Below are 11147 nucleotides of genomic sequence, written 5' to 3' on the forward strand. Positions count from 1 at the left end.
GGAAGCTAAGCCTTTCAGCGCCGATGGTACTGCAGGGGGGACCCTGTGGGAGAGTAGGACGCCGCCGAACAATTTTTCCGGGAAAGCCCCGTGCCTTGTGGCACGGGGCTTTTCTGCGTTCTGAACGTCTAGGGTCGAACCATGCGCTACGAACTGGTCATCTTCGACAACGATGGTGTGCTCGTCGACAGTGAGCCGATCGCCAACACCGTCCTCTCCGGCTACCTGACCGAACTCGGTCACCCCACCTCGTACGACGAGTCGCTCCGTGACTACATGGGGTCCGCCGTGCACCGGGTCCACGATCTCGTCGAGGAGAGGACCGGGCAGAAGCTGCCCGAGGACTTCGACTCCACGCTCAACACCCGTACGTTCGCCGCTTTCCAGCGGGAGCTGGTCGGGGTGGACGGAGCCGAGGAACTGCTCGGCAAGCTCGTCGCGGACGGGGTGGACTACTGCGTCGCGTCCTCCGGGAGCCACGAGCGGATCCGGGTCGGGCACCGCAAGACGGGGATCGACCAGTGGTTCGAGGAGGAGTGGATCTTCAGCTCGGAGGATGTGGGCCGGGGCAAGCCGGCACCGGACCTGTTCCTGTACGCCGCCGAGCGGATGGGCGTCGCGCCGGAGCGGTGCGTCGTCATCGAGGACAGCCCGCTCGGGGTCGAGGCGGCGCGGGCGGCCGGGATGGACGTGTACGGGTTCACGTCGATGATGCCCGCGGACCGGCTCGTCGGAGTGACCGGACACTTCTCGGACATGGCGCAGCTTCCCGAACTGCTCGCCTGATCCATCTACCCATGGGTAGAGCCTGGCTCTACGCTCGCGGCCATGACTGATGCGGGCTTGCGGCACGGCAGGGCCTCCCTGGGGTTGAGCTTCGGCGTTCAAGGGGTGGCCTTCGCCCTTCTGGTGACGCGTATCCCCGCCATTCAGGACCAGTACGGGATATCCGACGGGCTGCTGCCCGTCTTCCTCGCCGCGGTCCCGATCCTGGCGGGGGCCGGCAGCGTGGCCACCGAGAAGGTGGTCGCGCGGGTGCGGCCCGGCGTCGTCCTGCGGTGGGCCCAGCCGCTCGTTCTGCTCGCCCTGCTCGGCGTGGGCGCGGGGCGGGAGGTGTGGCACGTCGCCGTCGCGCTCGGTGTCTTCGGGCTGGCCGTCGGTGCGCTGGACGCCTCCATGAACATGCTGGGCGTCAGCCTCCAACGGGCGTACGGGCGCAGCATCATGCTCGGCTTCCACGCCGCCTACAGCCTCGGCGGGATCGCGGGGGCGTCCCTGGCGTGGGTGGGGGCGCGGTGGGATCTGTCGCTGCTCGTGTCCTATCTGCCGGTGGTGGTCCTGCTGTTGCCGGCCGCGCTGGTCGGGAGCCGGTGGTACACGGAGGGCAACGGGCCGGAGCAGACGGGGGACGGTCCCGGGGGCGTCGGCGGGGCGCTGTCGTTCAAGCTGCTGCTGCCGCTCTGCCTGGTGATGAGCTTCGCGTACATCGGGGACTCGACCGTCTCCAACTGGAGTGCCAAGTACCTCCAGGACGTGCTGGGCAGTTCGGAGCAGCTCGCGACCGTTCCGTACAACGTCTACATGGTGACGACCCTGCTGGGGCGGGCCGTGGGGGATCTCGGGGTGCGGCGGTTCGGGGCGGTCGCGGTGGTGCGGGGCGGGAGTCTGCTGGCGGCCGGCGGGTTCGCGGTGGTGGCGCTGGCTCCCGGGGCCTGGGTGGGGATGCTCGGGTTCACGATGCTCGGGTTCGGGCTCTGCGTGATCGTGCCGCAGACCTTCGCGGCGGCCGGGCGGATGTTCCCGGGGAACAGCGACGCGGCCGTGGCCCGGTTGAACATCTTCAACTATGTGGGGTTTCTGGTGGGTTCGCCGCTGGTGGGCGCTCTGGGGGATGCGTGGAGCTATCGGGGGGCCATGCTCGTACCGATGGTCCTGGTGCTGGTGACGCTCGTGTATGCCCGCGCGTTCGGGCCGGAGCCCGCCCGATACGGTGGCGGGCATGAGCGGCCGCACACAGCTGATGTGGGATGACGCAGTTACGGGATACGACTTCGGGGACACCCACCCCATGGATCCGGTCCGGCTGGCCCTGACGATGGGGCTGGTGCGGGCGTTCGGGCTCGACGGGGCGGTGGATCTGCGGACGGCGAAGTCCGCCGGGGACTCCACCCTGCGGCTCGTGCACCGCGAGGACTACGTGGCGGCGGTACGGGCCGCGTCCGCGGACCCGCGGGCCGCCGACCGGAACTACGGGCTCGGGACCGTGGACGATCCGGCGTTCGCCGGGATGCACGAGGCGTCCGCGCTGATCGCCGGGCTCTCCGTGGGGGCCGCCGAGGCGGTGTGGCGGGGCGAGAGCGAGCACGCGGTGAACTTCACCGGGGGGCTGCATCACGCCATGCCGGGGTCGGCCGCCGGGTTCTGCGTCTACAACGATCCGGCCCTCGCCATCGCCCGGCTGCTGGAGCTGGGCGCGGAGCGGGTCGCGTACGTCGATGTGGACGTCCACCACGGGGACGGTGTGCAGGCCGCGTTCTGGGAGGACCCGCGCGTGCTGACGATCTCGCTGCACGAGCACCCGAGGACCCTCTTTCCGCAGACCGGGTGGCCGGAGGAGACCGGGGCAGGGGCGGGGGAGGGCTCCGCGGTGAACGTGGCGCTGCCGGCCGGGACCGGGGACGCGGGGTGGCTGCGGGCGTTCCACGCGGTGGTGCCCGAGCTGCTGGCCGACTTCCGGCCCCAGGTGCTCGTCACCCAGCACGGGGCCGACACCCACTTCGAGGATCCGCTCGCCCATCTCGCGGTGTCGCTGGACGCGCAGCGGGCGGTCATGGAGTCCTGCCACCGGCTGGCGCACGACCACGCGGGAGGGCGCTGGGTGGCGCTCGGCGGCGGCGGGTACGCGGTGGTGGACGTGGTGCCCCGGTCCTGGACGCATCTGGTGGGGATCGCGGCGCACGCTCCCGTCGATCCGGAGTCGGTCGTGCCGCCGTCCTGGCGGGATCTCGTCTATGCCCGTACGCGGCAGTTGGGGCCCGGCCGGATGACGGACGGGCGTACGCCGTCCTGGAAGTCCTGGGAGGACGGGTACGACCCGGCGGACCGGCTGGACCAGGCGGTGCTGGCGTCCCGGAAGGCCGCGTTCCCGCTGCGCGGGCTGTTGACCTGAGGGACGCGGGCCGGTGGGGCATTGTGCCGTGCGTTACGCCAACGGTGGGGCGTACCGGGATTCCGGTCCGCCGGGGCTCCGCGATACGGCAGCATCCCAGGGGTGTTGAGCACCGGGGCGTTACGCGCCCATCTGCTGGCGGCCCGGCTGGCCGGACCCGTGGCCACGCCGCGCGAGTACGGTCTGCGCAGCTATCGGCTGTTCGCGGCCCGGGATCCTCGGGTGATGCTGGGGCTCGCGCCCGAGCGGGCCTGGGGCGAGGGCGAGCTGTTGCGGCTGATGGCGGACCGGTGCGGGGTCTCGGCTGATCCCGCGCATGTCTCCGGGCCCGACGCGATCGACCCGGAGCGGACGATGGCCGCGCTGGACGCGTTCGCCGGGCGGCTGGCGAGAGTGGCCGAACGGCGGGCTCCGGTGCTGCTGGGGACCGGCCATCCGCACCGACTGCTCGGTTTCTACGCCGGACTGGCAGACGCTCTGTCGGCGGCGGGCTGTCCTGTTCTCACCCCCGCGCAGGGCCGATGTGTCGACATAACGACCCGGTTTGGCGTACGTACGTACAGTCTCGACTACGTACGAGGTGTCGCCCTGGTGCGCGAACCGGGGGGGCGGCCCACGGGGGGTGAGACCGGCGCGCACACGCATTCGCCGCTTCCGGTGCGGCTCGCGCTCCAGGACGCGGCGGAGCGGCTCGGGGTGCTGCCCGAGCTGGTGATCGGGGATCACGGATGGGTCTGCGGTGCAGGTCAGCTGGGCATCGAGGCGATAGGGCCGGCGGACACGGACGATCCGGCGCTGTTCGTGGGCGAGGCGGAGGGGCGGGTGTCCGTCGTGGTCCCGCTCGACGACGGCGTACGGTCGGCGTTCTACCGGCCGTTGACACGCTATGTGCTCAATCGGGCCTGTCTGTCGCGGTAGGCCGTCGTTCGCCTCTCCTCTTCCCCACTCGCACCACCCGCCCCTAATCTGGTGAGTGAGCGCACATCGACGAAGAGTCACCGGAGGGGAAGCCGGTGCGCGTCCGGTGCGGAAGGTACAGGTGCGTCATGGCTACTGGCAGCGAGAGGCCTCTCAACGAGGTCAAGTTTCTGACCGTGGCGGAAGTCGCCTCGGTCATGCGAGTGTCGAAAATGACCGTGTACCGCTTGGTGCACAGCGGTCATCTTCCGGCGATCCGGGTGGGCAGGTCCTTCCGGGTGCCGGAGCAAGCGGTCCACGCGTATCTCCGCGAGTCCTTTGTGGGGGTGGAATCAGCCTGAGGTTGCCTGCGGATTACGCCCCTCGCACGGTGGCGGGTAGGCTAGGCCGACGTAGGTCGTGTGGGCCCAGACGCCCCGCACCAGTGAAGATGAAGTAAGCGAGGGTAGTCGTGGGCTCTGTTATCAAGAAGCGGCGCAAGCGGATGGCCAAGAAGAAGCACCGCAAGCTGCTCAAGCGCACGCGCGTTCAGCGTCGCAACAAGAAGTAAGCGAACGCAGTTCGTGAGATCCGCAGCCCTTCCGCCGTCCTGGCGGGAGGGCTGCGGTGCGTTTCGGGGCACGGGGTCGTCACAGGGCGGCTTCCACCCGCTACGGTGACGGCCAGGAAGTTACCGCGGGAAGCAGGGGAGCCGGGTCTTGGGAAAGGTCGTCCTCGTCACGGGAGTGGCCCGGCAGCTGGGGGGCCGCTTCGTCCGGCGCGTCCAGCGCGAGCCCTGGGTGGACCGGGTGATCGCGGTCGACGCGGTCGCGCCCGCGCATCAGCTGGGCGACGCGGAGTTCGTGCGCGCGGACATCCGGCAGTCGGCCCTGGCGCGGATCCTGGCCGAGCACTCCGTCGACACGGTCGTGCACCTGGACGTCTCCGGCAAGGCGCTCGGCGCCGGCGGCCGGACGGCGATCAAGGAGACCAACGTCATCGGCACCATGCAGCTGCTCGGCGCCTGCCAGAAGTCCCCGACGGTGCAGCGGCTCGTGGTGAAGTCCAGTACGAGCGTGTACGGATCGGCTTCCCGCGATCCCGCCGTGTTCACCGAGACCACCCCGCCCAAGTCGCTGCCCAGCGGCGGCTTCGCGAAGGACGCGGTGGAGGTCGAGGGGTACGTACGAGGCTTCGCCCGCCGCCGGCCGGACGTCGCGGTGTGCGTGCTGCGGTTCGCCAACATCCTGGGGCCCCGGCCGGACTCGCCGCTCGCCGACTATCTCGCGCTGCCCGTCCTGCCGACCGTCTTCGGCTACGACCCGCGGCTCCAGTTCGTGCACGAGGACGATGTGATCGACGTGCTGGGGATCGCGGCGAGCGAGCCCCGGCGCGGGACGCTGAACAGCGGCACGTTCAACATCGCGGGCGACGGGGTGCTGTTGCTGTCGCAGTGCTCGCGGCGGCTGGGGCGGCCGACCGTGCCGGTGCTGCTGCCCGCGGTCACCTGGGTCGGCTCGGCGCTCCGCACGATGGGCATGACCGACTTCTCGCCGGAGCAGATCCGGCTGCTCACCCATGGCAGGGTGGTCTCGACCGTGCAGATGCGTGAGACCCTCGGTTTTCGGCCGGAGTTCACCACGGCGGAGACCTTCGCGGAGTTCGCGCGGAGCCGGGGGCCCGGACTGCTGCCGCCGGCGACGGTGGGCAGGGCGGTGGACCGGCTGGCGGCGCTGCCGCTCCCGGGAGGCGCCGGGCCGCGGGAGCGCGGGACCGGTGCGGTACAGACGAATCACGGCGCCAGGTAGAGGAGCGCACCCACGATGGCGGACGCCAAGGTCATTCCGTTCGACGACGACCGTTCGCGGTCCGGTGGCGCCTCGCGTCCGGCGCGGCGCCGGTCCGGGGCGGGCGGCAGCGGTCGGGGCGAGCACTCCGCGGCTCCGGTGAGCGCGCTGCCCGGGGCGCAGGTCCCCGAGCAGCCCTCGGAGCCGGGGGAGGCGGAGCACGAGCGCGAGGAGCCCCGTCAGGACGCGGTGGACACGGACGGTTCCTCGGGCGGCGGCTGGGAACGGCGGATCGCGGGCGGGCTCGCGTTCCTGCGGCGGCGGGTCACCGGTGACTACGACGTCGATGAGTTCGGGTACGACGAGGAGCTCACCGACCAGGTCCTGATGTCCATGCTGCGGCCGTTGGCGGACAAGTATTTCCGGGTCGAGGTGAAGGGCATCGAGAACATCCCGTCGGACGGCGGGGCGCTCATCGTGGCCAACCACTCCGGAGCGCTGCCGCTGGACGGGCTGATGCTCCAGGTCGCGGTGCACGACAACCATCCGGCGGAGCGGCATCTGCGGCTGCTCGCCGCCGATCTGGTCTTCCAGCTTCCGGTCGTCAACGAGCTGGCGCGCAAGGCCGGTCACACGCTGGCCTGTGCGGAGGACGCGCAGCGGCTGCTGGAGATGGGCGAGATCGTCGGGGTGATGCCGGAGGGCTTCAAGGGCATCGGCAAGCCGTTCGGTGAGCGCTACAAGCTGCAGCGCTTCGGCCGGGGCGGGTTCGTGTCGACGGCGCTGCGGGCCGGGGCGCCGATCGTGCCGTGCTCGATCGTGGGCGCGGAGGAGATCTACCCGATGATCGGCAACGCGAAGACGCTGGCCCGGTTGCTGGGTTTCCCGTACTTCCCGATCACGCCGACGTTCCCGTGGCTGGGGCCGCTGGGCGCGCTGCCGCTGCCGACGAAGTGGACGATCCAGTTCGGTGAGCCGATCCCGACGGACGGGTATCCGCCGGAGGCGGCGGAGGATCCGATGCTGATGTTCAACCTGACGGACCAGGTGCGCGAGCAGATCCAGCACACGCTGTACAAGCTGCTGGTGCAGCGGCGTTCGGTCTTCTTCTGAGCCGCTGCACGGGAAAAGGGGGCCGGTACGCGCTGTGCGTACCGGCCCCCTTTCGGTGGGGCCGGGCCGGTCGTCTACGGCTTGAGGTTCTCGCCGTCGATGCCGAGGCCCGGGAGGAGCCCCGGGAGGAGCGGGGGCAGGGTGACGTCCGGGGCGGCCGGTGTGCTGGGCCGGCCTTCGGGGGACGGCGGGGTGAGGCCGTCCGTCGGAAGCTCCTCGAGCAGGCCGTCCGTACCGCCGCCCAGCAGGCCGTCGTCCGGGGTGGCGTCGGCGGAGCCCGGTGCGCCGGACGGGTGGGGGTCTGTGCTGCCGTCGGTGCGGTCCCCGGGCTTCTCGGGGGCCGCGGGAGGTGCCGGGACGTCGGTCCGGGGCGAGCCGGCGTCCGGGGTGGTGGCGTCGGAGCGTCCGGTGTCCTTGTCCGTGCCCGGGGGGCGGGGGAGGAGGGACTGGAGCGGTGCGACTTCGTCGTCTATGGCGTCGAAGACCGAGCTGACCTGGTCGCGGACGTCGGTGAGCTGGACGGGCAGCCGGTCGCGGAGGTTGCTCCAGGTGTCGCGGTGCGAGCGGGAGAAGGTGTCCAGGGTCTGGATGGGGCCGATCGCTCCGTCGCGCTGGTAGGCGGAGTGGAGCAGGCGGTGGCCCTCGGAGGCGTCGTGGGACATGCCGTTGAGTGCGCGTCTGACGGCGCCGAGGGCTTCGTGGTCCAGCTCGCCGGACCGGCCGCGTTCCATGAGTCTGCGGGCTTCGCTCAGCCGGGTCGAGGCCTGGTCGAGATAGACCTCGCCGCGGTCGGCGTCGCCCTTGGCCATGCCGAGGCTGATGTCCTCCATCCCGCGCTTCAGTCCGTAGAGCGAATCACCGGGGAGGGCGTCGGAGCTGGCGGCGGCCACTCCGCCGAAGGCTCCCGCGGCCACGCCGACGGTGAGCCCGCCGGCGGTGAGGCCTTTCGCCCAGCGGGAGCGGGGGCGCAGTTTCCGCAGTGGTGAGGCCCGGTGGGCCCCCTTGCCCCGTTGCACGGGCACCGTAGGGCCCGTGGACGCGCCGCCCTCGGCGAACATGGCCTCCATGGCGGCGACGAGCTGGGCTCGCTGCACCACTTTGACCTCGGGGTCCAACTGCGGCTTCGGTAGCTCACCGAGGCCGTTCGCCAGGGCCAACAGCGGTCCGCGGTCGGCCTGGTCGGCCGGCTCCGCGGGCTGTACGGCCGCCGCACCCTGGGGGATCTGCTCCTCCAGGGCCTGGGCGAAGGCGTTCGCCCGCCGGTGTGCCGAAACGTTTGCGATCACTGGCGGCACCTCCTCTCGTCATGACGGTCGACTCCCCTGGCGGTCCGGAAGGTTGCACACCTTGAGCGTTTCCACTCGATGGAGTGAGTGGATACGGACAGGGGGTGACGACAGGGGGCCTGCAACCGGCACAACGAGTGGCGCGGCACTTGGGTTACGCACGAAAGATGATCGGACCACTGCGTGAGGAGACGGTCACGCAGAGGTCCGGTCAGCGGGCGTCGTCCGGCAGGAGTCGGGCGAGCGTCCGTACGGCTCGGTACTGGAGGGTCTTGATCGCGCCCTCGTTCTTGCCCATCACCCGGGCGGTCTCGGCGACCGAGAGGCCTTGGAGGAACCGCAGGGTGACGCACTCCTGCTGCTGGGGATTGAGACGGCGCACGGCCTGGAGCAGTGCGGCGTTGGAGAGGGACTCCAGGACGGAGTCCTCGGGACTGCGCGCCACCTCGTTGGCGTCGAGCATTTCGCCGGTGGTCACTTCCAGTCGGAAACGACTGGATTTGAAGTGGTCGGCGACCAGGTTGCGAGCGATGGTGACCAGCCAGGCGCCGAAATCGCGCCCCTGCCAGGTGAACGTGGAGATACGGCGCAGCGCACGGAGGAAGGTCTCACTGGTGAGGTCCTCCGCGGTCGCCTTGCCGCCCACGCGGTAGTAGATGTACCGGTACACGGTGTCGCTGTACTGGTCGTACAGGCGGCCGAAGGCGTCCGCCTCACCGGCCTGTGCGCGCTCGACGAGATCCATCATGCGCGCGCTGTCGCTGTCGGCGGTGGGACGGCGGACGGTCGACGTGGTCGAGGCGGGGCGGGTGCTGCGTCTTCCGACCGCCGCACTGCGTTCGGCCAGGGCGTAGCAAGGGCCGGCAGGTGCAGGGGTGGCAAAAGCGGGGGCGGCGTACGCGGTGGGGACGAAGCCGCGCAAGCGGTCAATGACCGATGCACGCAGCGTAGCCAGGCCCGAGGCGTCAACCCCGACGTGTGGGTACACGGGACTCCCAGAGGCAGAGCTTCCATCACGAGCAGTTCGAAAAACGTCACCCGTGGTAGCGAGTGGCGGTCTCCGTGATGCGTCTGAGGAGAATAACGCTTCGTGCAGGCAGCGCTACACCCAGTTGTCTAAATCACCGGTTCCGTCGCTTCTGTTATCGCTAAGTGACGTATCAAGTAGCACATGGTGACCGTTTATTGATCGGATTACTTCGTGATCTGTCTGTGGGGGCGACGGGTTGTGGCCGGGCGCCGGTGATCCGACTGGCCGGAGGGGGCGTCGGCCGCGCCGGCGGAACGGCTCACGATTGGCCGTACGGCTCCGGGCGTGGCTGCGCCCCGTGACCGGACGGGGCGGCGGACGCGGGGCGCGGAGGGTGGGGAGGGTGCCGCGGGTCAGCGGCGGCGGCGGTGCAGGGCGACGGCGGCGGCCGTGCCGCCCGCGAGCGCGCCGACCCCGGCGGCGGCCGGGATGCCGACCTTGGCCGCCTTGCGGCCGGTGCGGTAGTCGCGCAGCCGCCAGTCGCGGGCGCGGGCGTACTTGCGGAGCTTGGTGTCCGGGTTGATCGCGTAGGGGTGGCCGACCAGCGAGAGCATCGGGATGTCGTTGTGCGAGTCGCTGTAGGCGGCGCAGCGCTCCAGGTCCAGGCCCTCGGCGGCGGCCAGGGCGCGGACGGCCTCGGCCTTCGCGGGGCCGTGCAGCGGTTCGCCGACGAGGCGGCCGGTGTAGACGCCGTCGACCGATTCGGCGACGGTGCCGAGCGCGCCGGTCAGGCCGAGGCGGCGGGCGATGATGGTGGCGGTCTCCACCGGGGCGGCGGTGACCAGCCAGACCTTCTGGCCGGCGTCCAGGTGCGCCTGGGCCAGGGCGCGGGTGCCGGGCCAGATGCGGTCGGCCATGTACTCGTCGTAGATCTCCTCGCCGATGGACATCAGCTCGGAGACGCGGTGGCCCTTGACGATGGACAGGGCGCTGTCGCGGGCGTCCTGCATGTGCTCGGGGTCCTCGACGCCGGCCAGCCGGAACCACGCCTGCTGCCAGGCGAACCGGGTGAGTTCGCGGCGTTCGAAGAACTTCCTCTTGTAGAGGCCGCGGCCGAAGTGGAAGATCGCGGCGCCCTGCATCACGGTGTTGTCGAGGTCGAAGAAGGCGGCGGCGCGGTCGTCCCCGGCGACGGGGAACGCGGGCTCCTCGGGAGGCGTTCCGCCGGCCTCGTCGGGGGCCTTGGTCAGGAGGGCGGAGTCGTCGTCGGCGGCCGAGGTCTTGCGCGCGGCCTCGGCGGCGGCCTCGCCTGCCAGGACGCTCCGTGCGGTAGCGGAACGCCTACGGGGTGTGAGCCATCGAAGAGCGGCCATGCCGTGAGCATAGCCAGTCCGCCCCCACCTGCCCGACCTGCCGCGATGCGGGGGCGTGAACGCTGCGGGTCGGAATGGTGAATCGGGCGATTCCGGGCGGCCCGCGGCGGGGTCGCGCGAGCACGGAAAGGGGGTGCGGCGGGCGCAGAATGGAGGCATGAGCCCTCTGCTGCGACGTACGAAGAAGAAGCCCGCCGAGCGGGTGGTCACGCTGGTCGGAAAGCCCGGCTGCCACCTGTGCGAGGACGCGCGGACGGTCGTGAGCGCGGTCTGCGAGGAGACCGGTGCGTCGTGGGTGGAGAAGGACATCACCGAGGACGAGGAGCTGCACAAGGAGTACTGGGAGCAGATTCCGGTGGTGCTGATCGACGGCGAACAGCACACGTTCTGGCGCGTGGACCCCGCGAGACTGCGCAAGGCGCTGGGTGCGGACGCGAAACCCGGTTAACATTGCGGGCGTTTTGAGTGGCCTCGGGGGCTGAGTTGTCAGGAGTGTGTACCGCTTTGCCCCCTTCGAGGCTGCAACGGACTGATGCGGTCCCCGGTTCCGGG

Annotated in this window: 12 protein-coding genes; 9 read left to right on the forward strand and 3 right to left on the reverse strand. The window is 70.8% G+C overall.

The genetic code is table 11. The annotated features are described in order from the left end of the window. Positions 1-141 precede the first annotated feature (141 nt). The 8 genes from ACH4UK_RS25680 to ACH4UK_RS25715 all read left to right on the forward strand — a co-directional run bounded on the left by ACH4UK_RS25680 (position 142) and on the right by ACH4UK_RS25715 (position 6966). A complete protein-coding gene (locus tag ACH4UK_RS25680; RefSeq protein ID WP_398359961.1) occupies positions 142-786 on the forward strand; it encodes an HAD family hydrolase in 645 nt (214 codons plus the stop codon). A 42-nt stretch (positions 787-828) separates the two neighbouring features. Continuing rightward, on the forward strand, positions 829-2031 hold the full coding sequence (locus ACH4UK_RS25685) for an MFS transporter (RefSeq protein ID WP_398359963.1): 1203 nt from the start codon (positions 829-831) through the stop codon (positions 2029-2031). Then, positions 2000-3169, forward strand: a complete 1170-nt coding sequence (locus tag ACH4UK_RS25690; protein ID WP_398359965.1) for an acetoin utilization protein AcuC — start codon at positions 2000-2002, stop codon at positions 3167-3169. Before ACH4UK_RS25685 ends, ACH4UK_RS25690 begins: the two co-directional genes overlap by 32 nt. Positions 3170-3271: 102 nt before the next feature. Further along, the gene (locus ACH4UK_RS25695; RefSeq protein WP_398359967.1) at positions 3272-4087 is read left to right on the forward strand and encodes a phosphatase; all 816 of its coding nucleotides are present in this window, start codon (positions 3272-3274) and stop codon (positions 4085-4087) included. 128 nt (positions 4088-4215) lie between these two features. Next, on the forward strand, positions 4216-4428 hold the full coding sequence (locus ACH4UK_RS25700; RefSeq protein ID WP_398359968.1) for a helix-turn-helix domain-containing protein: 213 nt from the start codon (positions 4216-4218) through the stop codon (positions 4426-4428). 110 nt (positions 4429-4538) lie between these two features. Then, positions 4539-4637 carry a 30S ribosomal protein bS22 gene (locus tag ACH4UK_RS25705; protein ID WP_003948845.1) on the forward strand — a complete coding sequence of 33 codons (99 nt, stop codon included), beginning with the start codon at positions 4539-4541 and terminating at the stop codon, positions 4635-4637. Positions 4638-4785: 148 nt separating this feature from the next. Continuing rightward, complete coding sequence (locus ACH4UK_RS25710; protein WP_398359970.1) at positions 4786-5874, forward strand: NAD-dependent epimerase/dehydratase family protein; 1089 nt, start codon at positions 4786-4788, stop codon at positions 5872-5874. Between the two features lie 15 nt (positions 5875-5889). Further along, entirely contained in the window at positions 5890-6966 is a 1077-nt protein-coding gene (locus ACH4UK_RS25715; protein ID WP_398359972.1) for a lysophospholipid acyltransferase family protein, read from the forward strand. 74 nt (positions 6967-7040) lie between these two features. Here the strand turns inward: ACH4UK_RS25715 and ACH4UK_RS25720 are convergent, their stop codons facing one another. The 3 genes from ACH4UK_RS25720 to ACH4UK_RS25730 form a co-directional block, all read right to left on the reverse strand. Continuing rightward, positions 7041-8252 (reverse strand): DUF5667 domain-containing protein, encoded by a 1212-nt coding sequence (locus tag ACH4UK_RS25720; protein ID WP_398359974.1) that lies wholly within the window; start codon positions 8250-8252, stop codon positions 7041-7043. Between the two features lie 211 nt (positions 8253-8463). Continuing rightward, complete coding sequence (locus ACH4UK_RS25725) at positions 8464-9240, reverse strand: ECF subfamily RNA polymerase sigma factor, BldN family (RefSeq protein WP_398359975.1); 777 nt, start codon at positions 9238-9240, stop codon at positions 8464-8466. A gap of 395 nt (positions 9241-9635) precedes the next feature. Next, complete coding sequence (locus tag ACH4UK_RS25730) at positions 9636-10595, reverse strand: HAD family hydrolase (RefSeq protein WP_398359977.1); 960 nt, start codon at positions 10593-10595, stop codon at positions 9636-9638. 157 nt (positions 10596-10752) lie between these two features. On the opposite strand from ACH4UK_RS25730, the gene ACH4UK_RS25735 reads away from it, so the two are divergent. Beyond that, positions 10753-11043: a glutaredoxin family protein gene (locus ACH4UK_RS25735; RefSeq protein ID WP_398359979.1), complete on the forward strand. Its 291-nt coding sequence runs from the start codon at positions 10753-10755 to the stop codon at positions 11041-11043. Positions 11044-11147 lie beyond the last annotated feature (104 nt).

The organism is Streptomyces sp. NPDC020884 (genome assembly GCF_044333935.1).
GTDB lineage: Bacteria > Actinomycetota > Actinomycetes > Streptomycetales > Streptomycetaceae > Streptomyces.